We start from the raw sequence: 24,289 nt of genomic DNA, 5'->3' as shown, positions 1-24,289 counted from the left end.
GGAACCTTACGCGGCCTTGCGCCTGCGGAACGGGCCATGCGGGATTTCCGGCGGTGCAAAGCTTTCGGCGCCGGCGCGATCCCAGCGATCATGCCAGTCGGCCAGCTCCGGGATTTCCCCGCCCGACACGAGGAAGCCCTCGGGAAGATAGGGATAGGCTTCATTGCCGTCGAGGAACTCGTTGTCCTTCTGCCGGAACATGAAGTGGTAGGGCATGAAGTCGCTGGGATTGCTGAGGCCGGCTGCGCCCGCGATCTCGCCCAGCGCCCGCATGGTGTTGCGATGGAAGCGGGCGACGCGATCGCTCTTGTCGCCGACATCGATGGCGCGCTGGCGCAGGGGATCCTGCGTGGCGATGCCGACCGGGCACTGGTTCGTATGGCAGGACTGCGCCTGGATACAGCCGATCGCGAACATGAAGCCGCGCGCCGCGTTGCACCAGTCCGCGCCGAGAGCCAGCGTGCGGGCGATATCGAAAGCGGAGACGATCTTGCCCGCCGCGCCGATCCTGACCTGGCTGCGGATACCCGCGCCGCGCAGCGTGTTGTGAACGAAGGTGAGGCCTTCCAGCATCGGCATCCCGACACGGTTCGCGAATTCGACCGGGGCTGCCCCTGTCCCGCCTTCCGCGCCATCGACCACGATGAAATCGGGAACGATGCCGGTCTGAAGCATGGCCTTGACCATGCTCATGAATTCGCGCCGATGGCCGATACACAGTTTGAAGCCCACCGGCTTGCCGCCGGAAAGCTCGCGCAACTGGCCGACGAACTGCATAAGGCCGATCGGCGTCGAAAATGTGCTGTGCGCGGCAGGGGACGTACAGTCGACCCCCATCGGAATACCACGCGCCTCAGCGATCTCGGGCGAGATCTTCGAGGCCGGCAACATACCGCCATGACCGGGCTTTGCGCCCTGGCTCAGCTTGATCTCGATCATCTTGATCTGCGGATCGGCGGAAAGGACGGCGAATTTTTCCGGCGAGAACCCGCCATCGTCGCCGCGGCAACCGAAATAGCCCGATGCGACCTGATAAATCAGGTCGCCGCCGCCCTGGCGATGGTAGCGGCTGATGCTGCCTTCACCCGTATCATGGGCGAAACCGCCCTTGCGCGCGCCGTTGTTGAGGGCAAGGATGGCATTGGCCGATAGCGAGCCGAAGCTCATAGCCGAGATATTGTAGAGGCTTGCCTCGTATGGCTGCCTGCAGGCCGGGCCGCCGACACGCACGCGGAAATCCGTATCGGCGATCGTGACCGGCGTTGCGGAGTGAGTGAGCCACGCATAACCGGACCCGTAGACATTCTCGATGGTTCCGAAGGGGCGCTTGTCTTCAGCGCCCTTGGCGCGCTGGTAGACGAGGCCGCGATCCTGACGATTGAATGGCACGGCGTCGTTATCGCTCTCGATCATATACTGGCGGATTTCCGGGCGGATGCTCTCCAGGATGAAGCGCAGATGTCCGACCACCGGGTAGTTGCGCAGGATCGAATGCTTGTGCTGGCGCAGGTCGTGCAGACCGAGACCGAACAATGCGCCGCAGATCGCGGCAAGAATGAAGAACCAGCCGCTATATTGCAGAGCGGCCCAGAGCGAAGCAAAAGCGGCCACTCCAAAACCGAGAAAAATTGCATAGCGCTGATAGGAAACGAGAGCCTTTACCATGATGTCTGGTCCGAGATTCGCAGGTATCGAGGGAGAATCGGTGTATCGGGGCGCTCGCACGAACACGGCAGCGAACGACGCAGTCACCCCGATAACATCCTTCTGTAACCGAATGTTTATCGGAAGGTCAAAGAAACCCGTCGTTCGCCGCCAGTTCAGGCGCTTAGAAGCTTGCGCCTTCCAGCTTGCCGATCAACGCAACGCGATCCTCGGCCGATTTCAGGCGCACCGTCAGGGCCGTGCTCTTGACCGGGACCTGCGGCGGCAGGGACACGGCGACGCCCGGCAGGTTCTCGAGCGCCCACTGCTTGAAACGGGGCAGCTTGTTCGGGCCGCTGATCGGGAACGTGTGGAGATACTTGAAGCTCATTGCTGGTTCTTTCTGAAAATGGGCAATGAACCGGCGCATGGAAGCGTCCGGCATTGCTTTGCAGGTTTCAATCTCGGATTGGGGGCTCATCCTGGCGCCACTCTTGCTGTCGCAGTTAGTGACGCCAGGCTGTCAGCGTTCGAGGCTGACCCTGCGAAACAGGAGGGTGGGGTTGCGCCGGTGCCGTCGCCGGCGTGCGAGGGGACCTGCCGAGAACATCGACATTCCCTTATCTCGTGCCTTCCAGCCGCTCGCCGGAGGAGCGCTTCAATCGCGTCCAGCCTTCGGTCGGCTTGAGACGCGCCGGCGTGGCATCGAGTGTCCGCACGAACGCGGCAAGTTCCTCGTCGTCGAGCCTGTCTGCCGCCGCATCGAGGGAAAACCACCGCCGCTGCCTTTGCGCCTTCTCGCGCCAATGGCTCAGCGTGCCGCGCACGTTCATGCCGAACACGGTGACGCGACAGGGAACCTGCGAGCCGTCGTCCAATACCTTCATGTATCGATACTCGATCATCGGCGTCGGGCCGATATCGCCGACGATCCCGGCCTCCTCAAAGGCTTCGCGCGATGCCGCGCCAACCAGCGAGCGCCCCTCCATGGGCCATCCCTTGGGCACGATCCATCGACCCTGCCTGCGCGAGGTGATGAGCAATATCATCGGCTTGCCATCCCGCCGGATGCGCCAGGGAAGAACCCCGACCTGCTGCAACTCATCCGTGGCGCCGGCTTCAAGGGCGCGGTCGGCGATCTTCGTTGTGCTGGTCATTGGCCACCCCCTTCGCAAAGCAGGGATGACGCCGGACCGCGCACCGGACGACCGCGAGCGGCGCCGGAACCGGAGGAAACGGCAATGACGAGAACGGGCTTCTTGCACCACGGGCAACGGCTCGCCGCGCGCGGAAGGTGCCGGTCACAGGTGACGCAGATCGGGCGGGATCGAAAGAATGGCATGGATACGCTCCATCAATACGCCGCACGGAGGCGACGTGAATGAACCGCGCTTGTTCGATAGCGTGGGTTCCCGGAGCGGCGAGATTTTGTGGCGGCGTTTACAGGTTCAAGGCAGCCAGCTCCGGGTCAGGGAGCACGCTTGATCGCGAAGCCTCGAAGTTCTGATAGAAGTTTCCATGCACATGGCCCTAATCTGGCCATTCACAGAGGTAATTTCAAGAGGGGCGCTACTTTCCGTCGCAGGCCCGGAATACTGCAAAATCAACCCTAGCGTTCATTTTTTCCACACTCGCCTCAATATTTGACGAATTTCCTGCCGCAAAACGTTCATCTATCGTGGAAAACGCTGCATCTCTGATGAATCAGCGCATTGCGAAGTGCGTTCATCAGCTATAGGTTTCCTTCGCGGCAATGGGCTGTTGAATCGTTAAGGATAAGCATATGGCGACTGGTACTGTTAAGTTTTTCAATGGCGAGAAGGGTTTCGGGTTCATCACGCCTGAAAATGGCGGAACGGATGTATTCGTGCACGTGTCCGCTCTTCAGGGTGGCTCTCTCAGCGAAGGCCAGCGCGTAAGCTACGACGTGGGCCAGGATCGCAAGACTGGAAAGTCCAAGGCGGAAAACGTCCGGGTACTTTGACCTGCAAGTTCTCTTCAGGCGTCCATTGCGGCGCCTGAAGAGAATTCCGGCCGGGCGAGCAGGGCTTGTCGGGCCAAAGACAGACATATCGTCGTCAGGTCAGCGCAATTTCCCGCAGGTTTGACGAGCGCTTTTTCTATGCCGGCTTTTTATAGCCTCGGTGTATTCCGGCATGCCATGGTATGGCCATGCCGCTCATATCGCGCCATCACAGGCGTTCTCTGATCACACAACCATTGAAGCCAGCCACGCCCTCGCTTTCCTGCGCCGGCCCCTGCCCTCGGTGAACCCGATAGCCGGAACCATTCCGGCTCGTTCAGGTCCCGCCTCATCAAATCAGACGCCCCGATCTCCAGCCTTATGACGGATCGGCCGGCATGGGGCTCCATGCCGGCCGATCCACGTTTCATGTCAGGGGAACCCCTGGCTCAATGGACGCTGGGGGTGTTCATCACCCCGGCGAAATCCTCGGCGACCAGTTCGCTGACAGCGATCAGGATTTCCTCGCGCGAAAAGCCGGTCTTGAGTGCACCTGCAATAAGGTCCTGCAAATCCGGCTCGATGACGTCGCGGCAATCTTCCAGTCGCTCTTCACAAATCGACAGGCTGCTCAGTTCTTCCATTCATTCATCCTTTCAGGAATGCTTTTGCCGAAAGCGTTCAGCCGGTCGGCGGAGGTCCGGGCCTATCGCGTGGCAACCTTGCGCTTCGGCCCCGGGATCAACCCTTCGCGCTGCATTTGCTTGCGCGCGGCCTTGCGATGGCGGCCAATGGCCTGCGCCTTTTCCCGGACACGGCGTTCGGACGGCTTTTCATAGGCGCGGCGTTCGCGCATTTCGCGAAACAGCCCTTCGCGCTGCATTTTCTTTTTCAGAACCCTGAGAGCCTGCTCAACATTGTTGTCTCTGACGAGTACCTGCATCATGTTCTCCTTGTGGCTAAGCTTTTGCCGTTCAGCCGAGTTGATCGGCGACCAGATCCTGCATTTCACGGCGCGTGAGCAGGCAGGGATACGGCTTCCAGTTCTTGTCCGGCCGGTATCCGGCCTCGCCGCACTCTCGCGGCTTCACGGCCGCGGACGCGGCAGCGATCATCATCGTATTCAATTGGTTTCCTTTGCCGGCCCAGAAGGCGGGCATTGTCGTTGTTGCAGCAGATGGCCATCTGTGTGCCATCGGGGCATCAACAGACGAACAACCCGTCTGGCGGGCCAAGAGCTGCCTGGGTTTTTTAGTATCCCGACAATATAGGCCCCCGACGCGCCTATTTCAACCTTCAGGGGGCCAATGGCGGCCGCCGCACGAATTTCGAGCAGTCAGGGGTCGAAAATGAAAAGGCGCTCGACCCTTTCGGGGAGCGCCTTTCCGGCCCGGACAACCTCGAACGCGCGGCAATCGCCACTGCAGGAAGCTATCGAAACGGGCAGAGCACACTAGATGAGGTGCCGATGCACCGAATTCAAGGCCGGCGGCGCGCCGACAGCCACCACAATGCCGATAGTCGCTGCCGTAAAATCCGCCGTCCATTGCCTGTTTTTTGCGCAAGTCGCTCCTTCCTTGCGCGAACGAGCAGCGCCGCCAGCCTTCCGTCCCCATAAAAAGGTGATTTTCTCAAGGGTCGGACGAGAGACTTCAAACTGGCACGGTTCCTGCGTGTTCTGTAGCGATTGCCGGTCGATGCCCGGCGGCCCTTGAATCCAGCACGACGTGAGAGAACGACATGACAAAGTACAAGCTCGAATACATCTGGCTCGACGGTTACAAGCCCACCCCGAACCTGCGCGGCAAGACCCTGGTCAAGGAATTCGACGCCCTGCCGACGCTTGAACAGCTTCCGCTCTGGGGCTTCGACGGCTCGTCGACGATGCAGGCCGAAGGCAACAGCTCCGACTGCGTGCTGAAGCCGGTGGCCGTTTATCCCGACCCCGAGCGCAAGAACGGCGTGCTGGTTCTCTGCGAGGTCATGATGCCGGACGGCAGGACGCCGCATCCGTCGAACACGCGCGCGGCCATCCTTGACGATGAGGATGCCTGGTTCGGCTTCGAGCAGGAATATTTCTTCTACAAGAACGGCCGTCCGCTCGGCTTCCCGGAAGTCGGCTTCCCCGCCCCGCAAGGCCCCTACTATACGGGCGTCGGCTACAGCAATGTCGGCGATGTCGCCCGCAAGATCGTCGAGGAACATCTCGATATCTGCCTCGCCGCCGGCATCAACCATGAAGGCATCAACGCCGAAGTCGCCAAAGGCCAATGGGAATTCCAGGTCTTCGGCAAGGGCTCCCGCAAGGCTGCCGACGAAATCTGGCTCGCCCGCTACCTGCTGCAGCGCCTCACCGAAAAGTATGGCGTCGATGTCGAATATCATTGCAAGCCGCTTGGCGACACCGACTGGAACGGCTCGGGCATGCATGCCAATTTCTCGACGAAGTACATGCGGGAATTCGGTGGCAAAGCCTATTTCGAGAACTTGATGGCGGCCTTCGCGGAAGCGCGCGCCGACCATATCGCTGTCTACGGACCGGACAACCACATGCGCCTGACCGGCAAGCACGAGACCGCCTCGATCCACCAGTTCAGCTACGGCGTGGCCGATCGCGGTGCATCGATCCGCGTTCCCCACAGCTTCGTCCAGAACGGCTATTGCGGCTACCTCGAGGATCGCCGCCCGAACTCCAAGGGCGACCCCTACCAGATCGCTTCCCAGATCCTGAAGACGATCTCTCTGGTTCCGACCGACATCGAGAACCGCGCAGCCGCCTGATTTCCGGCAACCGGCAATAGAAGACACCCCGCAGCTTGCGGGGTGTTCTGTTTCAGACGCGGCCCGCCTACATCTTGGTCCGCAGGGCCTTGGGATCGTAAGCCGGCACAAGATGCGCCGTCACCTCGAACCGCTCCCCGGCAAGCTCCACCTCGAAACGCCCCGTCTCCAGGAAGGCCTTGTCCACGCCGTCCTGATGCTCGATGAGCGCCAGGGCGACAGAGCGGCCGAGCGTGTGGCCGTAGGCGGCCGAGCGAACCTCGCCCACCGGCTTGCCATCGCGCAGGATCAACTCGCCGCCCCAGAGCATCGGCTCGGAAGCGTTCACCGTGAACTGCACGATGCGGCGGCCGGGAACACCCTTCGCCTTTGCCGCAACGAGGACATCCCGGCCGATGAAGCCATCGGCCTTGTCGAGGGAAACCGCGAAGGCAAGGCCGGCCTCGTAAGGCGTGATGTCCGGCGTCAGCTCGCGGCTCCAGGCACGGTAGCCCTTTTCCAGACGAAGCGCCTCGAGCGCATAGTAACCGCAGTCGATGAGGCCGAAACCGGCTCCCGCCTCGTGCAGCGCCTCGTAGACACCGACCGCGAACTCCGTCGGCACGATCAGTTCCCAGCCGAGTTCGCCGACATAGGTCATGCGGTTGGCATAGGCGGTGGCATAGCCGATATCGATTTCGCGGATCGTCGAGAAGGGGAAGCCTTCGTTGGAAAGATCGGCGGAGGTAAGGCCGGCAAGAATATCGCGCGACTTCGGCCCCATGAGCGCCAGTACGGAATAGGCCGACGTAACGTCGGTCAGCGTGACATGTGCATCAGCCGGAATGTTCTTGCGGATCCAGTCGGCATCATGCACCGCCTGCGCCGAACCGGTGACGATGAGGAAACGGTCTGCTGCAAGGCGCATCACCGTCAGGTCGCTTTCATAGCCGCCCCGCCCGTTCAGCAGGCCGGTATAGACGGAACGGCCGACCGGGACATCGATCTCGGCGGCGCAGAGACGGTTGAGCGCCGCCACCGCATCGCGCCCCTGCACGAGCAGCTTGGCAAAGGAGGTCTGGTCAAAGATGCCGGCCGCCTCACGCGTCGCCGCCATTTCGCGCTTTACCGCCTCATGCCAGTTCTGCTTGCCGAAGGCGTATTCCGTCACGGGTTTTTCGCCTGCGGCGGCAAACCAGTTGGCGCGTTCCCAACCCATCTTCGAGCCGAAGCAGGCGCCGCGCGCGGCAAGCCGGTCATAGAGCGGCGAGCGGCGGAAGGGGCGCGCCGTGTCCAGCTCCCGGTTCGGCCAGGGCATGGCATAGTGCAGGCCGAGGGTTTCCTTGACGCGGTCGTGCAGCCAGCGCGGATTGTTGTTGAAATTCGCGAAGCGACGGATATCGACGGGCCAGAGGTCCATGGTCGCCGCACCGTTGACGATCCATTCCGCCAGCGCCCGCCCTGCCCCGCCGGCGCTGGCGATACCCATGGAGTTGAAGCCGGCGCCGACATAGAAATTCTTCAGCTCCGGCGCTTCGCCGAGGATGAAGTTGTTGTCCGGCGTGAAGCTTTCCGGGCCGTTGTAGAATTTCTTCACTTCGCTGGTCGCCAGCTGCGGCACGCGCTGCAGCGCGCTGTGCATGAGAACCTCGAACTGGTCCCAGTCGTCCGGCAGCAGGGCGAACTCGAAATCATCAGGAATACCCGCCATGCCCCACGGCTTGGCCTCCGGCTCGAACCCGCCCATGACGAGGCCGCCGACCTCTTCCTTGAAGTAGATGTAACCGTCCGGGTCGCGCATCACCGGCAGATCGGGATGGACGCCCTCGATCAGGCCAGTGACGATATACATGTGCTCGGCCGAGTGCAGCGGCACGGAGACGCCGCACATCTGGCCGACCTTGCGCGCCCACTGGCCCGCGCAGTTGACCACGATCTCGGCCTTGATCGCCCCACGATCCGTCTCGACGCCGGTGGCCACGCCGTTGGCGACGGAAATGCCGGTGACCCGCACCCGTTCAAAAATGCGCGCCCCTCGGCTGCGCGCGCCCTTGGCAAGCGATTGCGTCAGATCGGTGGGATTGGCCTTGCCGTCGCCGGGCAGCCAGACCGCGCCGGCAAGATCGTCGATCGCCATGACAGGCCAGAGATCCTGCGCCTCTTTCGGCGAGATCACTTCGATCTCGACACCCTGCGCGCGGGCGGAAGCGGCGGTGCGCTTCAGCACGGTCATCCGGTCCGCCGTGCGCGCGACGGAAACCGAGCCGCAGTTTTTCCAACCCGTGGCAAGCCCGGTCTCGGCCTCCAGCTCGCTGTAGAGCTGCGTCGAATATTTGATGAGGCTCGTCATGTTGGCATGGCTGCGCAGCTGGCCGACGAGCCCGGCCGCGTGCCAGGTGGTGCCCCCACTGAGCTGACCCTGCTCCAGCAGGACCACGTCCCGCCAGCCGAGCTTGGTCAGGTGATAGGCGACCGAGCAGCCGATAATACCGCCGCCGACAATGACGACCTGTGCCTGTGTTGGAAATTCCTGCGCCATGTGGCGACCTCCCCGAAACCATGGAAGACCGCACGATATCAAAACGCCGCCAAAGAACAAGACAAAAGGTTACATATTCTTACATTTTACGTCGCGACAATCAGACTCGGGCCCCGGCGCTCCAGCGCCTCGCCGATTGCCGCTGGTGGAGGCCGATCGACGATCACGCCGGCCGCCAGCTCGAAACGCGGAATGCGCAGGGGCGTCAATCGGCCGAACTTGGAACTGTCGAGCAGGAAATAGGCCTTGGCCGCCGTCGCCGCCATGCGGGAGCGCTGCTCGGCGCCGTTGCGGGTGAAGTCGGTGATCTCACCGTCCGGCGACAGGCCGCCGCCGCCGAGAAAGGCGACATCGACCCTGAAATGGCTGATCGCCTCCAGCGCATCGATGCCTACGGCGGCTCCTTCGTCTGGATCGATCTCACCGCCAAGCATATGCACGCGCACCAGCGGCTGGCGGCACATCAGCAGGGCGATGGAGAGCGAAGTGGTGCAGATCGTAAGGTTTTTCCGTTCCGTCAGGGCCTGCGCCACGGCCAGCGTCGTCGTACCGGAATCGAGGAAAACCACCATGCCGTCGCGCACCAGGTCGGCGGCGGCCCGGCCGATTGCCGCCTTCGCATCGGCATTTTCCTCCTGCCGCTCGGTGAATGCCGCTTCGGTCGGCTCGAACAGGGTGGCCCCGCCGTGGACGAGATCAAGCTGACCACGATCGGCGAGCAGCTTCAGGTCTCGCCGGATGGTTTGCCGCGACACATCGAAGAAATCGGCAAGCTCCGTGATGCTTACCGTACCGTCGGCGGCAAGACGGCGCAGGATTTCGCCATGGCGGCGCGGTGCGAGGGCTCGGGCGCTTTGAGAGTCTGACATCCGGCTATCTGCGTCCATTTTTGTTGCTTTGACAAGTCAGGCAGGAAAATTGCGACATTCGGGCAGGCTATGAACCTCCAGAATGGTGACTTCACCGAAGATGGATCGATTTTCGCCTTGGCAACGTTCTTTTATGTTGCATAATGTAACTATTCTTTCCATCCTGTATCGAGCGCCGCTTCACGGCGAAGGAGGGGACAATGCATCAGGCGGGGCATCAGGCGAGCGCGCAAGGCAGCCGTTTCACCTTCTATCTGCTCGATGGCTTCGCGCTGCACGCTTTCTCCGCCGCACTTGAGGCGCTGCGCCTTGCCAATGACGTCGCGGGTATTGCCGCCTATGACTGGCGCATCGTGACGGCGGACGGGCGGCCGGCGCAGTCCTCCTGCGGCATGCGTGTCGCGGCCGACTGCTCGCTCATCGAAGAGCGGGATCGGGTATACCAGACCGGACGGCCACGGTTCGTCGCCGTTTGCGGCGGCAGCACGGTGCCGGCGTCGGACCGGTCGCTGGAGGCCTGGCTTCGGCTTTGCCGGCGCAACCGGGTTCCTCTCGCCGGTTTTGCCGGCGGCCTCTACGCGCTGGCGCGCTCCGGCCTCGTCGATGGGCACCGATGCGCCGTGCATTGGGAGCATTTTCCGGATTTTTCCGAACGGTTCTTCACCGCGAAGGCGCGCCAGAGCGCCTTCGAGATCGATGGAGATCTCTACACCTGCGCCGGCGGCAACGCCCCGTTCGACATGCTCCTGCGTATCATCGAGGCGGAGCTTGGCACGGACGTCGCCAACCGCATTTGCGAGATCGCGCTCTGCGAGCGGCTGCGTGATGCCGGCGAGCGCCAGCGCCTGCCGCTGCAGGCCCGCCTCGGCATCGACAACATACTGCTGATCCGGATCATCGAGCAGATGGAGGCAAACCTCTCCGAACCGCTGAAACTGGCCGACATATCACCGGCTGGCGGCATGTCCAGACGCCAGATGGAGCGCCTGTTCCGCAAGGAAATGGGTCGCACGCCGGCACGATACTATCTCGATATGCGGCTGGAGCGGGCACATCTGCTGCTCGTCACCACCTCCCTGCCCGTCATCGAGATCGCCATGTCCTGCGGCTTCTCCACCGCCTCGCACTTTTCCCGAACCTATCGCGAGCGCTACGGCTGCACGCCGCAGAAGGCACGCATGACGGAGACCGAGCGGCGCAATGCCAGCTACCGGGGCCATGATGCCGGCCGTCATTCAGCCGAGGAGCGGCGCGTCGCTTGACGAGGACGCCTAGCCGCGCCGCGCCCGGCCTCCAGCAATCGACATTCCATTCAGGCGCAACGAAAAAGACGAATTCCCGCGATCCGGGGCGTAGCTCCGGAAGCGCGGGAAATCGCTATTGGCAGGCCCGGCAAGGGCCGGCAGGCGATGGAACCTATCGCCAGGCCTGGGTGCGGGCGAGCAGGCTGCGCGCGATCAGCGCATGGATGAGCTTGGCCGCGACATTCGTGTAGAAAATCATCATGCCCATGGCCGCCGCCGGGGCGATGTCGCCTGCATCGTCCATGTTGAGCACCGCGACGGAGGCCAGCTTCGTGTCGGTGGAATAGAGGAAGACCACCGCCGAGACCGTCGTCATCGCATTGACGAAGAGATAGATCGCGATGTTGAGGATCGCCGGCAGGCAGACGGGAACGGTGACCCGGAAGAACAGCCGGTGGAAGGGCTGCTTCAGCGAGGCGGCGACGGATTCGAATTCCGGGTCCATCTGCTTGAGGGCCGTCAGCGCCGTCAGGTGCGCGACCGTGTAGAAATGCGTCACCGTCGAGACGACGAGGATCGTCATCGTGCCGTAAATCGTGTTGAGCGGATTGGCCGGGTTGTTGAAGAAGAAGATATAGGCAAGGCCGAGCACCATACCCGGTACCGCCATGGGCATCATCGCCAGAAAATGGAAGATGCCGCGACCGAAGCGGAAGCCATCCGCCTTCTCGACCATATAGGCGCCGGCGAAGACGACGACGGAACCGAAGAACGCCGTCAGCAGCGCCAGCCGGATCGAGTTGCCATAGGCCGCCCAACCGCCGCCGTCCATGAGATCGAAGGCGAAATTCTTGGTGGTCAGCGAAAGGTCATAGGGCCAGAACTTCACGACGGCGGCGATCTGGCACATGGCGATCATGCCGAGGATGAACAGGCTGATGAAGCAGGCGAAGGCGAAGCAAACCGCATCCGTGCGGGCGTTGGGCTTTGGCGCGTAAGGCACCGCGCGGGCCGAGAGCAGGGCCACCTGGCGCTTCTGCATGTGCCGGTCGACAGCGAAGGCCAACACGGCCGGCACGAGGAGGATGACGGAAACCACCGCCCCCATCTCGAAATTCTGCTGGCCGATCACCTGCTTGTAGATATCGACGGCGAGCATGCCATATTGTCCGCCGATCACCTTCGGCAGGCCGAAATCGGTGATGACGAGCGTGAAGACGACGAAGGCCGCCGAGACGATGCCGTAGCGCGCGCCCGGAACCGTGACGGTCGTGAAGGTGCGCCACTTGCTGGTCTTGAGCGAGGCGGCCGCCTCGTAGTGCCGGGCGTCGGCAATGGACAGCGCCGTCAGAATGATAAGGAAGGCGTGCGGCAGGGTGAAGAAGACCGAGCCGATGACGATGCCGATCGGACCATAGATGGAGTAGCCCATCAGCCAGTCCTTGAAGATGCCCTGATTGCCGAAGAGATAGACCAGCGCGATACCGGGCAGCAGCGACGGCACGAGGATTGGGATCGTCAGGACGCCACGGAACAGGCCCTTCAGGGGCATGCAGCTTCGTGTCAGCCCGAAGGCGAGCGCAAAGGCGATGGAGACGGTGAATACCGTGCTGATCGCCGCCATGAGCACGGAGTTGTAGATCGACTGGGCCAGCGCCGGCGTGGAGAAATAGGTCGCGAAATTTTCGACGCCGATGGCGCGGGCCGGCCGCAGCACGACGCGCCGGAAAGTGCCGGAATCGTATTCGCGCCACTCGGTGCCTTTCTCCAGCGTCGAGCCGACGAGGAAGGCGGTCGCGTCCGTCGTACCGCGAATGCGGTAGTGCACAGGGCTGCGGAAACTGAATTCCGGAAAGAATTTGGTCGCGGCGAGCCGGCCGTCCGAGCTGGTGGAAAGCTCCTCTCGCGTGACGGCGTTGAGCTGCCGGTTCAGTTCCGCCGCGCTGACCACCGGCCCGAAGTTCGCGCCGGTCTCGTCACTCACCTGGAATTCGAAGGCGGCAAGGTCGAACCGGTAGGTCGAAAGCGACTTCGACAACATGATGGCAAGCGGCGCGCCAAGCGCGATGATCAGATAAAGGCCGATGACGGCCATGAAGCCGAGCTTGATGCGATCATCACGGGAAGTTTCCTGCCGCAGCCGTTTTCCGGTGGGCAGCAGGAGCGGTGCTTCGAGGGCAATGTTCATTGTCACGCGTTCCTCGGATAGAGCAGCAGGCGTTCGCGCGGAATTTCCACCTGGATGACACCGCCCGTCTCGATGCTAAGGCGGCGGACAGCGTTGACGGAGAAGTCGGCTACGAGCGTGCGCTCGCCGAGCCGTGGCGCAGACAGGCGCGTGCGCCAGAACATGCCGAGGAACTCCATTTCCCGCACTTCTGCATCGATCAGATTCTGCGGCGTCGTCGGCCGGTCGGTGGCGTTGACGGCATGGGCATCCGCGCCGTGCGGGATAATGTCGACCGGACGCACGACGGCTGTCGCCGTCTCGCCTGTCGAGAACTCCTCCGTCGAGCAGCAGAAGGCCGAATGGCCGATCTCGACCTCGCCATCCTTGAGAATCTGCGCTGGGAACTGGTTGGTCTCGCCTATGAAGTCGGCGACGAACAGGGTTTCGGGATGGCGGTAGATATCGGTAGGCGAGCCGACCTGCTCGATGACGCCGTGGTTCATCACGACGATCCGGTCGGCCATGGCGAGCGCCTCCTCCTGGTCATGCGTGACCATGATGGTTGTGACGCCGAGCTTTCGCTGCAAAGCCTTGATTTCATGGCGAAGGTGCACCCGGACCTTGGCGTCGAGCGCCGAGAGCGGCTCGTCAAGCAACAGCAGGCCCGGCGAAATGGCGATGGCGCGGGCAAGCGCGATGCGCTGCTGCTGGCCGCCGGAAAGCTGGGCCGGATACTTTTTGCCATGCGCCGTCAGGCCGACCGTCTCCAGCAACTCGGCGACGCGGGCGGCAGTCTGCGCCTTCGAGCGGCCGGCATTTTCCAGGCCGAAGGCGATATTCTGTTCAATGGTGAGGTTCGGAAACAGCGCATAGGACTGGAAGACAATGCCGTAGTCGCGGCCGGAGGCCGGCAGGGTCGAAATGTTGCGGCCAGCCTGCAGGATGGTGCCCTGCGACTGGAGATCGAGGCCGGCAATGGCCCGTAGAAGCGTCGTCTTGCCGCAGCCGGAAGGCCCTAGGAAACAGATGAACTCGCCTTTGGCGATGCTGAGCGATATGTCGCGCAACGCGACGAAATCGCCATAGGCCTTCCAGAGATTGGTGATTTCCAGATAGGGGGCCGACTGCGCGTCTGTATGATCGGCGGCGCCGGGAAGGCTCGTGGGCGTCGTTTCGATCGACAGGGCATGTCTCATCTGCAAGCTCCGCTGGCTTCAGGAATTTCTTGGCAATGCGAAGGGCGGAGCACCAGCGTGCCCCGCCCGGTCGATTGTCAGCTCTTGGGCTCGGACTTGGCGTCGTAACGCTTCTGCCACTCCTTCAAAATGGCGATGCGATTGTTCGCAGCCCATTCGAAGTCGTTGTCGATCATCTTGGAAGCGATGTCGTCGGGCAGGTGTTCGACCTTCTTGGCCACGCCCGGATAGGCGACGACGGAATAGCCGACATTGTACATCTCGTTGGCTTCCTTCGTGACCGACCAGTCGACCAGCGTCTTGGCGGCATCGAGGTTCGCCGTGCCGGCGATGATGGCCGTTGCCTCGGCCTCCCAGCCCGAGCCTTCCGACGGGAAGATGATGTCGATCGGTGCACCGGCGCTCTTGGCTTTGGCGCCCGGGAACTCGAAGGAAACCCCGATCACCGCCTCGCCGGCGCCCGCCATCTTGCAGGGCTTCGAGCCGGAATGGGTATAGGCGGAAATGTTTTCATGGAGCTTGTCCATGAAGCCCCACGCCTTCTCCTCGCCCCACATCTGCATCCAGCCGGAAACATCGAGGAAGCCGGTGCCGGAAGACGCCGGGTTCGGCATCACGACATGGCCCTTGTATTCAGGCTTCGTCAGGTCTTCCCAGCTCGTCGGAGCGGTCAGGCCGAGCTTTTCGCCTTCCACCGTGTTGTAGCAGAGCGCAGCGACATAAGCGTCCATGCCGACCCAGCTCGGCGGGGAATCCTTGTCGACAAACTTCTTGTCGAGCGCTTCGACACCCTTGGGTGCGTAGGGCTCCAGCATGCCTTCCGTCTTGAGCAAAAGCAGCGAGGTGGCGGCAACGCCCCAGACAACATCGGCCTGCGGATTGTCCTTCTCGGCAAGCAGTTTTGCCGTCATGACGCCGGTGGAATCGCGCACCCAGTTGATCTTGATACCGGGATTGGCTTTCTCGAAGGTCTCCTTGTAACGATCGAGATCGACGGCTTCGACTGCGGTGTAAACGGTAAGCTGGGTTTCAGCCAATGCAATGGCGGGCAGCACGGCGGACATGGCGCCGGCAAGCATAAAAAGCATGCGTTTGTTCATGATTGAAAATCTCCTCTGAAGGCCTGGAAAAAGCTCCGGGAAGCACGGCGGACGATCTTGAGCGTCGTCCTTGTAGATCGGCTTCGGGAGGCATTCTGCGCAGGGGTTTTCGGTAAGTAAAATTTATTATTCTTATCGTTCGGAAGAAAAAATCTATGAGTAATTCCGCCCTTGGAACAGGCGGTTTCGCACCTGTCGCCGACACAGATGGCAGCTTCTGCACGAACAGTAGGCAATAAAAAAGGGAGCTGCACGAGGCAGCTCCCGGAAGGGGTGATCATGCATGGGGATTGCTCGGATCACCAAGGCAGAGAGAATGTCTTGACGTTCGTGAAGCTCTTCATGGCCTCGATGACACCTTCCTTGTAGCCGTTGCCGGAATCCTTGATGCCGCCGAAGGGGCTCATCTCGATGCGGTAGCCGGGCACCTCCCAGATGTTCACCGTGCCGACCTTGAGACCGGCAATGTATTTCTGCATGCGGCGGAAGTCGTTGGTGCAGACGCCGGAGGACAGGCCGAAGGCGGTGGAGTTGGAAAGCGCGATCAGCGCGTCATCATCATCAGGCGCGCGGACGATCGGGATGATCGGACCAAAGGTCTCCTCCATCACCAGCTCGCTCGAATGGGACACCCGGTCGACGACGATCGGCGGCAGAAGCGCACCCTTGCGGCCGGGATCGTAGAGCACGTCCGCCCCCTCTTCCGCCGCCTTGTGAACGCGCCGCTCGAAGATTTCCGCAGCCTTGGCATGGACGACCGTGCCGAGGTCCGTCGCCCGGTCCATAGGATCGCCGAACTTCAGCTTCTTCGCACGCTCCAGCACCATCGGCACGAACCGGTCGGCTACGCGCTCCTGGCACAGGATACGCTTGACGGCGGTGCAGCGCTGACCGGAATTCTTCGTGGCACCGGCCACCGCCAGATCGGCGGCGCGTGCCAGATCGTCGTCCGACAAGTCGTTGAGGACGATCAGTGGATCGTTGCCGCCGAGCTCCAGCACCTGGCGCTTGTAATGCGCATGGGCCGCGATCAGCTTGCCGACCGGCACGGAGCCGGTGAAGGTGATCAGGTCGAAGTTCGGATTGGTGATCATCTCCATGCCGATATCGCCCGGCCAGCCGGTGACGACGGAGAGCATTTCCGGCGGCAGGCCCGCCTCGTAGAGGATGTCGGCCAGTACCAGGGCCGTCATCGGCGTCAGTTCCGTCGGCTTCAGCACGACGCAATTGTTCGTCGCGATGGCTGGCGCGATCTTGTGCGCCACCATGTTGAGCGGGTGGTTGAAGGGCGTGATCGCCGAAATGGCGGTCAGCGGCTCGCGGGTGGTGAAGATCTTACGCTGCTTGCCGTGCGGCGTGAGATCGCAGGAAAATATCTCCCCGTCATCATGGATGCACATCTGGCCCGACAGCGTGAAAACGTCGAAGGCGCGGCCGACCTCGTAGAGCGAGTCCTGCTTGGAGATACCGAGCTCCAGCGTGATCAGGTCGGACATTTCCTCCTTGCGGGCGACAAGCAGTTCGGCCGCCCGGAGCAGGATACGCTGGCGCTCGTAGCGCGTCAGCTTCGGCTGGTAGGCGGCGGCGATCTCGAAGGCCTTGCGGGCGTGCTCGGCATTGCCGGCCGGAACGGTGCCGATGACGGCATCGTTCCAGGGATAGTGCACATCGATGACGCCTTCGGTATCGACCATCTTGCCGGCGATGCGCATCGGCTCGTGGCGGATGGCGAATGTCGTTTCCACTTTGGTCATCGCCCCCTCCTATTGCGCCGGCTGCGCCGCCGCGGCGAGCGCATAGAAGAAGGCGTCGAAGTTGCGCAGCGTACCGGCCGAAAGCAGTTCGGGCAGCTTGCGGTTGGCGATGAAAGGCACTTCCTGCTCGGTAAGGCCGCCGTGGGAACGCAGCGGCTCGTTCAGCGCGGCAAGGTCATGCCGGTGCTCGCTGGTGCCGAGCGTCTTGTTCTCCGAGGAGACGAGCACGATGTCGCCGATGCGGTCGTCCGGCAGTTCGAAGCGCACGCAGGCCTCCGGCCGCGACAGCACGACATCGATGCCCTCGATCACCTTCAGCCGCTCGATGATCTCCTCCTTGTCCGTACCCTCCGGCAGATAGGCGGTGGCGAAGGAGCCGAGCGCGCCGTGATGCACGACATAGGGATCGGTGATCGGCAGGATGACACGGGCGGCGTCCTTGCCGAGCCACTCGTCGAGCAGATCCTGCACATAGACGACGTCCGGCGTGCCGTCCGCCTTGTGCTTCGGCTTCATGCCGTGATCGGCGGTAACGATGATCGCCGCGCCGAGCGCATCAAGTTCCGTCAGGTACTTGTCAAACATCTCGTAGAAGTCGTTCGCCTGCTTCACGCCGGGCGCATATTTGTGCTGCACGTAGTCGGTGGTCGTCAGGTACATGACGTCCGGGCGGAATTCCTTGAGCAGTTTCACACCCGCGGCGAAGACGAATTCGGAGAGGTCGGCCGAATAGACTTCCGGCACCGGCAGGCCGAGCCAGGCAGAGGCGTTGTCGATGCCGTGTTCCGCCTTGGTCGACTTGTCGGACTTCTCCGAGGAGAAGCAGACCGCACGACCGTCGTCGAACTTCAGGCCGTGGCCGAGCAGAGCGCGCAGCTTGTCCTTTGCCGTCACCACCGCCACCTTGGCGCCGGCATCGTAGAACGCCTTGAAGATGGTCGGCGCGCGCAGGAAGCGCGGGTCGTTCATCATCACTTCCTTGCCGGTCGCCGGCTCATAGAGATAGTTGCCGCAGATGCCGTGGATCGCCGGCGGGCGGCCGGTGGCGATGGACAGGTTGTTCGGATTGGTGAAGCTCGGAATGACGCTGAGCGCCGTGCGTTCCGTGCCCGTCTTGCGGATACGCTCCAGCGTCGGCATCAGGCCGGCCTTGATCGCCTCATCGAGATAGGCCGGCTCGCAGCCGTCAAGGCAGATCGCAATGGCCGGAACGTTCGGCCAGGGATAGGCGCGACGGTTGGCGGTGACGGTGACGGTGAGCTTGGACATCTGGTTCATCGGGAATTCCATTCTTCGTTAGGCGGCAAGACGGCTGCGTTCTTCAAGGGCGATGGCCGGTGGGGCGGCGCTATCGACGCCCATTTCGGCAAGCGAGGAGCGGGCGGCGTCGACCACGCGGCGCATGACATGCTCGTCCATGCGGCCGATACAGCCGACGCGGAACGAATCGACCACCGTCAGCTTGCCCGGATAGATGATGAAGCCTTTGTCCTTCATGAGACCGTAGAAGCGATCGAAGGCGAAGGCCGGATGGGCCGGGCTGAAGAAGGTGACGATGATCGGCGAGAGCCAGCGGTCTGCCAGCAGCGTCTCGAAGCCGGCCTCGCGCATGCCGGCCACCATGACGTCGCGGTTGCGGGCGTAGCGTGCGCCGCGGCCGGCGACGCCGCCCTCTTCGCGGTGAAGGCGCAGCGCTTCGAGGAAGGCCGCGACCACATGGGTCGGCGGCGTGAAGCGCCACTGGCCGGTCTTGTTCATGTAGTCCCACTGCGCATGGATATCGAGGCTCAGCGAGTGGCTGCGGCCCTTGGCGGCTTCCAGTTCGCTTTTGCGGGCGATGACGAAGCCGAAGCCGGGCACGCCCTCGATGCATTTGTTGGCCGAGGAGACGATGGCCTCATAGCGGAAGTCGGCAATGCCGGCCGCGACTGCGCCGAAGGCGCTCATCGAATCGACCAGAAGCTTGCGGCCGGAAGCATAGACAGCCTCGGAGATTTCTTTCAGCGGATTGAGGATGCCGGAGCTGGTTTCGCAGTGAACCACGACGACATGGCTGATGGCCGGATCGGCGTCGAGCGCAGCTGTGACTTCCGGGCCGCGCGGCGGCATGTAGTCGCCCTTGTCGATCGTCACATGATCGCGGCCGAGATAGCCGAGCGTCTGGGCGATGCGCTTGCCATAGGCGCCGTTGCCCAGCACCAGTACCTTGCCGTCCCGCGGAACGAAGCTGCCAAGCATGGCCTCCACGGAGAACGAACCGCTGCCCTGCATCGGCACGCAATCGAATTCGCCAGCCGTATCGCCGGCGATGTCGAGAAGCTGGCGGCGCAGGTCCGCGGTCATGGCGCGAAAGTCACCATCCCACGACCCCCAGTCCCGCAGCATCGCCTCCTTGACCGAATAGGCCGTCGTGAGCGGGCCGGGCGTCAGAAGGTAGGGCTCGCCCAGTCTTGGCGATTCCAGCGGCGCGGTGGTTGTGTTCTCTGGCATGGTCCGTCCTCACGTTTGGCATATCCGGGGACGACAATGGGATGGAAAGATATATATGTAAAATCGTTCTTTTGTATCAACATATAGACTAAACTTATGAAAATGACCGGACCGCAGAGAAACCCTGTCTTCGACCTTTACATAAGCTGAATCGTTCGTATGATTGAAATCATCGTCATAATCGATTGAAATGGAGTGCTCGCATGCGCTATGTCCAGCTTCGCGCCTTCCACAATGTGGCAATCCACGGCGGTTTTTCGCGCGCGGCCGAAGCGCTGTTCCTCACCCAGCCCGCCATTTCCGACCAGGTGCGCAAGCTGGAGGAGGAATATGACGTCCTGCTCTTCAACCGGAACAAGAAGCAGGTGACGCTGACCCAGGCCGGCCAGCAGTTGCTGGAAGTCACCCGCCGCATGTTCGATGTCGAGCAGCAGGCACTGGACCTGCTTTCCGAGTCGCGCGCCTTGCGCGCGGGGAAACTCAGGATCGTCGCCGACGCCGCCCACCATCTGCTGCACATTCTCGCCGCGTTCCGGCAGGCCTATCCGACCGTCCAGGTCTCGATCGACACGGGCAACACCGAGTCGGTCATTACCAGCCTGCACGCCTATGAGGCGGATATCGGCGTTCTCGGGGAGGTTCCGCAGGTGAAGGATTTCGAGGTGCTGAAGCTCAACTCGACGCCCATCATCGCCTTCACCAGCCGCGACTATCCCCTGGCCGGGCAGGACAGGATAAGCTTCGCCGACCTCGCGAAACACCCGCTCGTCATGCGCGAGCGCGGCTCGAAAACCCGTCAGAAGCTCGAAGCGATGGCCACGCAATGCGGCGTGACGCTGACGCCCCTGATCGAGGCGGAAGGCCGCGAGGCGGTTCGCGAGATCGTCGCGGCCGGCGGCGGGATCGGCTTTGTCTCCTCGGCGGAATTCGGCCAGGACACGCGGCTGGTGCCGCTCCAGATCGATGCACCGGAAATGCTGATGGACGAGGCGCTCATCTGCCTGCGCGAGCGCAGCAATGGCAAGCTCGTGAGCGCATTCTACGATCTGGCCCGCAAGCTGGCGCACACGCCGGACTGAGCGGGCGGGCCGAATGCGCCGCCCGCAGATGAGCGCAATCGACAAAGAACGGCAGGATTGTCGGAACCTCGCTTCGCCAGTCGTCTTCAAGACGATAAGTCAGGGAGAGAAACGATGACCATCATCATTACTGCCTTTGAACAGTCGCCCGATCTCGGCCAGGGCCAGGCGCGGGACATGCGCGTTCGCTGGGCGCTGGAGGAAGTGGGCCAGCCCTACGACGTGCGCCTCGTGTCGTTCAGAACGATGAAGCAAGCCGCGCATCTGGCGCTTCAGCCGTTCGGCCAGATCCCGACCTACGAGGAGGGCGATCTCGCGCTGTTCGAATCCGGCGCCATCGTGCTGCATATCGCGCAGCGTTATCCTGGTCTGCTGCCGGACGATGGAAATGCAAGGGCGCGGGCGATCGCCTGGATGTTCGCGGCGCTCAACACCGTGGAGCCGCCGATCGTCGATCTCGAGGTGGCAGAGTACACCGAGCAAGACAGGAACTGGTACGCCGAGCGGGTGCCCATGATCGAGCGCCACATCCGCGACCGGCTGGATCAGCTTTCCAGCCGGCTTGGCGATGCCGACTGGCTCGATGGCGCATTCAGCGCCGCCGATCTCATGATGGTGACGGTGCTGCGCAGGCTGGAGGGGTCGCATATCCTCGACCACTACCCTTCCCTCGCCGCCTATATGGCACGGGGGAAGGCGCGCCCTGCCTACCAACGTGCATTCGCCGCTCAGCTCGCGGTTTTCACCGCCGGATCGCGCTGACGGCAAAGACGACGCACGGCCTGCAGGCAACCGGCATTGGCAATGCAGACGCCAACACCTACATATAGATTAAACTTATAGATCGATAGAAACTTTAAAATTGACGAATGATCTGCATTCGGCCGACTGTCTCTTGCTGGCCATGTCGGGATGTTTTCGACAGAAAGGGAATGTACCGATGCACCTCTCCGCCGTCCTCCTGCACCTTGCCGGCGCCACCATGCTGTTGCTCTTTGCCGTCCATCTGGTGCGAAGCGGCATGGAGAACGCCTATGGCGGCGCGCTGCGCTCCATGCTGGGCGCTGCCCGGCAGGGCCACGGCAAGGCTGCGGCCGGCGGAACCGCCATGGCCATCCTGCTGCAAAGCTCTACCGCCGTCGCCATGCTCGCCTGCGGTTTTGCCGCAAACGGCATCCTTGCCGTTTCGACGGGACTTGCCCTGCTGCTTGGCGCAGATCTCGGCTCGGCGCTCGTCGTGCGGGTGCTGTCCTTCGATCTGAGCTGGCTTGTTCCGGTCTGCCTGTTTGTCGGCGGAGTGCTGCATCTGAAATTCTCCGGCAGACGAACGCGCGAGATCGGCCGCATGGTGCTGGGCGTCGGCTTCGTGCTTCTGTCGCTGCGATTGATCGGAAACGCGACGGAGCCGCTGCGGGATGGGGCCATGCTGCCGTCGCTGTCGGGCTATCTCGCCGAGGACTACATGACGGCCTTCTTGATCGGCGCGCTCTTCACCTGGCTTGTCCATTCAAGCGTGGCGGCGATCCTGATGGTCGCGACCTTTGCCGGACAGGGACTGGTGCCGCTGGAGGCTGCCGTCCCCCTGGTGCTCGGCGCCAATCTCGGCGGCGGTCTGATCGCCTTCTGGCTGACGCGGGGCATGCCGCCCACCGCCCAGCGCATTCCCGTGGGTAACCTCATCTTCCGCGCAATCGCCGCCTTTGCAGCGCTTGCCATCATGGAGACGACCACGCCGCCGGTCGCTGCCCTCGGCAACAGGCCGGCAGAGGCACTGGTCAATTTCCATGTGCTCTTCAATGCGGCGCTCGTCCTGGCAAGCCTGCCCTTCGTTTCGGCCATGACCCGCCTGACGCGCCGCCTCCTGCCGGACGCGGAGGCAAAGCCCGCGAGCGAGGATCCCCTGCAGAACCGCGTTACCGCGCTCGACCGCTCCGTCATCAACACCCCGCGGCTTGCCCTTGCCAGCGCCACCCGCGAACTTCTGCGCATGGGGGAACTGGTCGAGGTGATGGTGCGCCCGGTCATGGACCTGCTGCGCACCGGAGAACGCCCGGACATCGCCCGCGTCCGCGACATCGACAGCGCCGTCAATCAGGCCCATACCGACATCAAGCTCTATCTCGCAGAAATGAACCGCGACCCCATGACGGCGGAAGAGGCGTCGCGCAGCATCGAACTCACCGACTTCGCCATCAATCTCGAACATGCCGGCGATATAGTCGCCAAGAGCCTCCTCGATCTGGCCGAGGAGCGGGCGGATCGGAACTACCGTTTTTCAAGCGAAGGCTGGTCCGAGCTCCTCGAACTGCATGCCCAGGTCGTCGAGAACATCCACCTCGCCCTCAATGTTCTCATTTCGCAGGATCCGCCTTCGGCGCGCCAGCTTGTGCTGGAGAAGGAGCGAATGCGCGAAATGGCCCGAGACACGCATGACCGGCACCTGCGCCGCCTGCAATCCGGCATGCCCGAAAGCATCCAGACGAGCGGGATGCATATCGAGGTCGCGCGTGGCCTGAAGGAGATCAACTCGCTTCTCGTCACCATCGCCTATCCGATCCTGACCCGCAGCGGCGACCTGCTGAACAGCCGTCTGGTCAACACGAACCACCGCTAGAATTTTTTCAGGCGGAGGCATTCGCCGCAGGGAGAATATGGATCGCGCCACGTTCCGCCTCACGTTTCCAGCGCACGGAGCGCGCCTCCCATGGCTGGATGATCGCATGTTCCACGACCAGCATGACGCCGACGAAAGCGATGGAATAGGCGATCACATGGGCGGTCTGGAACTGCTGGAAATACAGGTGGATGCGAAAGCCGACGCCGCTGGAGCGGCCGAGGAATTCGACGACAAGGACGATCTTCCAGATGACCGCGATGCCGTTGCGCGCCGCCACCGCCAGCCATGGCGCCAGTTGCGGCAGGACGAGATGGCGAAGCCGCTCGCGGCGCGACAACCGTGAGACGAAGGCCAGATCGTCCAGCGCCGGATCGAAGGACTGCACGCCCTGCCGCACGGTGACCAGCACCATCGCGGTCTTGTTGAGCGTGACGGCGACGATTGCGGCAACTTCGTTGAGCCCGATCCACAGATAGCACAGCACGATCAGCACCAGCGCCGGCAGGTTCAGGAAGATCGTCACCCACGGATCCGCCCAGCGGTCGAGCCTCCTGTAGCGACCCAGCAGGAGGCCGAGCAGGCAGCCCGCCGTCATCGCCAGGCCGAAAGAGACGGCCACGCGCAGCAATGTGGCGAGCAGCGCATCCGGCAATCGCCCGGCAACGAGCTCCGACCAGAAGACATGCGCGACTTCTACCGGCCCGGGAAGGACGGTCGGATCGGCCTTGACGGCCGCGAGCGCCGCCCAGAACAGGCCGAACAGGCCGAGGGAAAGAAGAAACACGCCCCCTTGCAGGCGGTCTTCGAGGCTCTTGAACGACATGTGAATTCTCCCGGAACAACTATAGCCGCAGCGCCCTCCGC

The 24,289-nt window shown here is 62.6% G+C and carries 21 protein-coding genes; 6 read left to right on the top strand and 15 right to left on the bottom strand.

What is annotated here, in order from left to right; genetic code table 11:
* Positions 1 to 6: 6 nt before the first annotated feature.
* The 3 genes from WA950_RS20125 to WA950_RS20115 form a co-directional block, all read right to left on the bottom strand.
* The gene (locus WA950_RS20125) at positions 7 to 1,665 is read right to left on the bottom strand and encodes an FMN-binding glutamate synthase family protein (RefSeq protein WP_424553498.1); all 1,659 of its coding nucleotides are present in this window, start codon (positions 1,663 to 1,665) and stop codon (positions 7 to 9) included.
* Positions 1,666 to 1,828: 163 nt separating this feature from the next.
* Positions 1,829 to 2,035: a hypothetical protein gene (locus WA950_RS20120; protein ID WP_424553497.1), complete on the bottom strand. Its 207-nt coding sequence runs from the start codon at positions 2,033 to 2,035 to the stop codon at positions 1,829 to 1,831.
* A gap of 229 nt (positions 2,036 to 2,264) precedes the next feature.
* Positions 2,265 to 2,801, bottom strand: coding sequence for an NUDIX hydrolase (locus WA950_RS20115; protein ID WP_424553496.1), 537 nt, complete (start codon positions 2,799 to 2,801; stop codon positions 2,265 to 2,267).
* A gap of 626 nt (positions 2,802 to 3,427) precedes the next feature.
* On the opposite strand from WA950_RS20115, the gene WA950_RS20110 reads away from it, so the two are divergent.
* Positions 3,428 to 3,628 (top strand): cold-shock protein, encoded by a 201-nt coding sequence (locus tag WA950_RS20110; RefSeq protein ID WP_069063067.1) that lies wholly within the window; start codon positions 3,428 to 3,430, stop codon positions 3,626 to 3,628.
* A 428-nt stretch (positions 3,629 to 4,056) separates the two neighbouring features.
* Here WA950_RS20110 and WA950_RS20105 read toward each other — a convergent pair whose 3' ends face one another.
* The 3 genes from WA950_RS20105 to WA950_RS20095 form a co-directional block, all read right to left on the bottom strand.
* Positions 4,057 to 4,251: a hypothetical protein gene (locus WA950_RS20105; RefSeq protein ID WP_424553495.1), complete on the bottom strand. Its 195-nt coding sequence runs from the start codon at positions 4,249 to 4,251 to the stop codon at positions 4,057 to 4,059.
* A 62-nt stretch (positions 4,252 to 4,313) separates the two neighbouring features.
* On the bottom strand, positions 4,314 to 4,550 hold the full coding sequence (rpsU, locus tag WA950_RS20100) for a 30S ribosomal protein S21 (protein WP_424553494.1): 237 nt from the start codon (positions 4,548 to 4,550) through the stop codon (positions 4,314 to 4,316).
* Positions 4,551 to 4,581: 31 nt separating this feature from the next.
* The gene (locus tag WA950_RS20095; protein ID WP_424553493.1) at positions 4,582 to 4,725 is read right to left on the bottom strand and encodes a hypothetical protein; all 144 of its coding nucleotides are present in this window, start codon (positions 4,723 to 4,725) and stop codon (positions 4,582 to 4,584) included.
* A gap of 622 nt (positions 4,726 to 5,347) precedes the next feature.
* On the opposite strand from WA950_RS20095, the gene WA950_RS20090 reads away from it, so the two are divergent.
* Positions 5,348 to 6,388, top strand: a complete 1,041-nt coding sequence (locus WA950_RS20090; RefSeq protein WP_424553492.1) for a glutamine synthetase beta-grasp domain-containing protein — start codon at positions 5,348 to 5,350, stop codon at positions 6,386 to 6,388.
* A 67-nt stretch (positions 6,389 to 6,455) separates the two neighbouring features.
* Here WA950_RS20090 and WA950_RS20085 read toward each other — a convergent pair whose 3' ends face one another.
* A complete protein-coding gene (locus WA950_RS20085; RefSeq protein WP_424553491.1) occupies positions 6,456 to 8,906 on the bottom strand; it encodes a GcvT family protein in 2,451 nt (816 codons plus the stop codon).
* A gap of 86 nt (positions 8,907 to 8,992) precedes the next feature.
* Entirely contained in the window at positions 8,993 to 9,775 is a 783-nt protein-coding gene (locus tag WA950_RS20080; RefSeq protein WP_424553490.1) for a DeoR/GlpR family DNA-binding transcription regulator, read from the bottom strand.
* A gap of 200 nt (positions 9,776 to 9,975) precedes the next feature.
* Here WA950_RS20080 and WA950_RS20075 point away from each other — a divergent pair, with 200 nt between their 5' ends.
* Positions 9,976 to 11,037 carry a GlxA family transcriptional regulator gene (locus WA950_RS20075; RefSeq protein ID WP_424553489.1) on the top strand — a complete coding sequence of 354 codons (1,062 nt, stop codon included), beginning with the start codon at positions 9,976 to 9,978 and terminating at the stop codon, positions 11,035 to 11,037.
* A gap of 154 nt (positions 11,038 to 11,191) precedes the next feature.
* On the opposite strand, the gene WA950_RS20070 is transcribed toward WA950_RS20075, so the two are convergent.
* From WA950_RS20070 to WA950_RS20045, 6 genes are all read right to left on the bottom strand, one after another.
* Positions 11,192 to 13,207 (bottom strand): putative 2-aminoethylphosphonate ABC transporter permease subunit, encoded by a 2,016-nt coding sequence (locus WA950_RS20070; protein ID WP_424553488.1) that lies wholly within the window; start codon positions 13,205 to 13,207, stop codon positions 11,192 to 11,194.
* A gap of 2 nt (positions 13,208 to 13,209) precedes the next feature.
* Complete coding sequence (locus WA950_RS20065; protein WP_424553487.1) at positions 13,210 to 14,385, bottom strand: putative 2-aminoethylphosphonate ABC transporter ATP-binding protein; 1,176 nt, start codon at positions 14,383 to 14,385, stop codon at positions 13,210 to 13,212.
* Positions 14,386 to 14,462: 77 nt separating this feature from the next.
* Positions 14,463 to 15,485, bottom strand: coding sequence for a putative 2-aminoethylphosphonate ABC transporter substrate-binding protein (locus tag WA950_RS20060; RefSeq protein ID WP_424553486.1), 1,023 nt, complete (start codon positions 15,483 to 15,485; stop codon positions 14,463 to 14,465).
* A 299-nt stretch (positions 15,486 to 15,784) separates the two neighbouring features.
* Positions 15,785 to 17,239, bottom strand: coding sequence for a phosphonoacetaldehyde dehydrogenase (phnY, locus tag WA950_RS20055; RefSeq protein ID WP_424553485.1), 1,455 nt, complete (start codon positions 17,237 to 17,239; stop codon positions 15,785 to 15,787).
* 9 nt (positions 17,240 to 17,248) lie between these two features.
* Positions 17,249 to 18,517, bottom strand: coding sequence for a phosphonoacetate hydrolase (gene phnA / locus WA950_RS20050; RefSeq protein WP_424553484.1), 1,269 nt, complete (start codon positions 18,515 to 18,517; stop codon positions 17,249 to 17,251).
* A gap of 18 nt (positions 18,518 to 18,535) precedes the next feature.
* Positions 18,536 to 19,729: a 2-aminoethylphosphonate--pyruvate transaminase gene (locus tag WA950_RS20045; protein WP_424553483.1), complete on the bottom strand. Its 1,194-nt coding sequence runs from the start codon at positions 19,727 to 19,729 to the stop codon at positions 18,536 to 18,538.
* 203 nt (positions 19,730 to 19,932) lie between these two features.
* Between WA950_RS20045 and WA950_RS20040 the strand changes: the two genes are divergently transcribed.
* From WA950_RS20040 to WA950_RS20030, 3 genes are all read left to right on the top strand, one after another.
* Complete coding sequence (locus WA950_RS20040; RefSeq protein ID WP_424553482.1) at positions 19,933 to 20,808, top strand: LysR substrate-binding domain-containing protein; 876 nt, start codon at positions 19,933 to 19,935, stop codon at positions 20,806 to 20,808.
* A gap of 114 nt (positions 20,809 to 20,922) precedes the next feature.
* Positions 20,923 to 21,570: a glutathione S-transferase family protein gene (locus tag WA950_RS20035; RefSeq protein ID WP_424553481.1), complete on the top strand. Its 648-nt coding sequence runs from the start codon at positions 20,923 to 20,925 to the stop codon at positions 21,568 to 21,570.
* Positions 21,571 to 21,748: 178 nt separating this feature from the next.
* Positions 21,749 to 23,422 carry a Na/Pi cotransporter family protein gene (locus WA950_RS20030; protein ID WP_424553480.1) on the top strand — a complete coding sequence of 558 codons (1,674 nt, stop codon included), beginning with the start codon at positions 21,749 to 21,751 and terminating at the stop codon, positions 23,420 to 23,422.
* A 7-nt stretch (positions 23,423 to 23,429) separates the two neighbouring features.
* Here the strand turns inward: WA950_RS20030 and WA950_RS20025 are convergent, their stop codons facing one another.
* Positions 23,430 to 24,248, bottom strand: a complete 819-nt coding sequence (locus WA950_RS20025) for an ABC transporter permease (protein WP_424553479.1) — start codon at positions 24,246 to 24,248, stop codon at positions 23,430 to 23,432.
* Positions 24,249 to 24,289 lie beyond the last annotated feature (41 nt).

It is taken from the genome of Shinella sp. (assembly GCF_049651085.1).
Classification (GTDB): Bacteria; Pseudomonadota; Alphaproteobacteria; order Rhizobiales; family Rhizobiaceae; genus Shinella.
Note: the sequence above shows the minus strand (reverse complement) of the source record. Positions and strands in the feature narration are given on the sequence as shown.

Bases quoted from the DNA above. Each gene is read 5' to 3' on its own strand.
- WA950_RS20125 (WP_424553498.1), bottom strand. From the start codon at position 1,665: ATGGTAAAGGCTCTCGTTTCCTATCAGCGCTATGCAATTTTTCTCGGT.
- WA950_RS20120 (WP_424553497.1), bottom strand. From the start codon at position 2,035: ATGAGCTTCAAGTATCTCCACACGTTCCCGATCAGCGGCCCGAACAAG.
- WA950_RS20115 (WP_424553496.1), bottom strand. From the start codon at position 2,801: ATGACCAGCACAACGAAGATCGCCGACCGCGCCCTTGAAGCCGGCGCC.
- WA950_RS20110 (WP_069063067.1), top strand. From the start codon at position 3,428: ATGGCGACTGGTACTGTTAAGTTTTTCAATGGCGAGAAGGGTTTCGGG.
- WA950_RS20105 (WP_424553495.1), bottom strand. From the start codon at position 4,251: ATGGAAGAACTGAGCAGCCTGTCGATTTGTGAAGAGCGACTGGAAGAT.
- rpsU (WP_424553494.1), bottom strand. From the start codon at position 4,550: ATGCAGGTACTCGTCAGAGACAACAATGTTGAGCAGGCTCTCAGGGTT.
- WA950_RS20095 (WP_424553493.1), bottom strand. From the start codon at position 4,725: ATGATGATCGCTGCCGCGTCCGCGGCCGTGAAGCCGCGAGAGTGCGGC.
- WA950_RS20090 (WP_424553492.1), top strand. From the start codon at position 5,348: ATGACAAAGTACAAGCTCGAATACATCTGGCTCGACGGTTACAAGCCC.
- WA950_RS20085 (WP_424553491.1), bottom strand. From the start codon at position 8,906: ATGGCGCAGGAATTTCCAACACAGGCACAGGTCGTCATTGTCGGCGGC.
- WA950_RS20080 (WP_424553490.1), bottom strand. From the start codon at position 9,775: ATGTCAGACTCTCAAAGCGCCCGAGCCCTCGCACCGCGCCGCCATGGC.
- WA950_RS20075 (WP_424553489.1), top strand. From the start codon at position 9,976: ATGCATCAGGCGGGGCATCAGGCGAGCGCGCAAGGCAGCCGTTTCACC.
- WA950_RS20070 (WP_424553488.1), bottom strand. From the start codon at position 13,207: ATGAACATTGCCCTCGAAGCACCGCTCCTGCTGCCCACCGGAAAACGG.
- WA950_RS20065 (WP_424553487.1), bottom strand. From the start codon at position 14,385: ATGAGACATGCCCTGTCGATCGAAACGACGCCCACGAGCCTTCCCGGC.
- WA950_RS20060 (WP_424553486.1), bottom strand. From the start codon at position 15,485: ATGAACAAACGCATGCTTTTTATGCTTGCCGGCGCCATGTCCGCCGTG.
- phnY (WP_424553485.1), bottom strand. From the start codon at position 17,239: ATGACCAAAGTGGAAACGACATTCGCCATCCGCCACGAGCCGATGCGC.
- phnA (WP_424553484.1), bottom strand. From the start codon at position 18,517: ATGAACCAGATGTCCAAGCTCACCGTCACCGTCACCGCCAACCGTCGC.
- WA950_RS20045 (WP_424553483.1), bottom strand. From the start codon at position 19,729: ATGCCAGAGAACACAACCACCGCGCCGCTGGAATCGCCAAGACTGGGC.
- WA950_RS20040 (WP_424553482.1), top strand. From the start codon at position 19,933: ATGCGCTATGTCCAGCTTCGCGCCTTCCACAATGTGGCAATCCACGGC.
- WA950_RS20035 (WP_424553481.1), top strand. From the start codon at position 20,923: ATGACCATCATCATTACTGCCTTTGAACAGTCGCCCGATCTCGGCCAG.
- WA950_RS20030 (WP_424553480.1), top strand. From the start codon at position 21,749: ATGCACCTCTCCGCCGTCCTCCTGCACCTTGCCGGCGCCACCATGCTG.
- WA950_RS20025 (WP_424553479.1), bottom strand. From the start codon at position 24,248: ATGTCGTTCAAGAGCCTCGAAGACCGCCTGCAAGGGGGCGTGTTTCTT.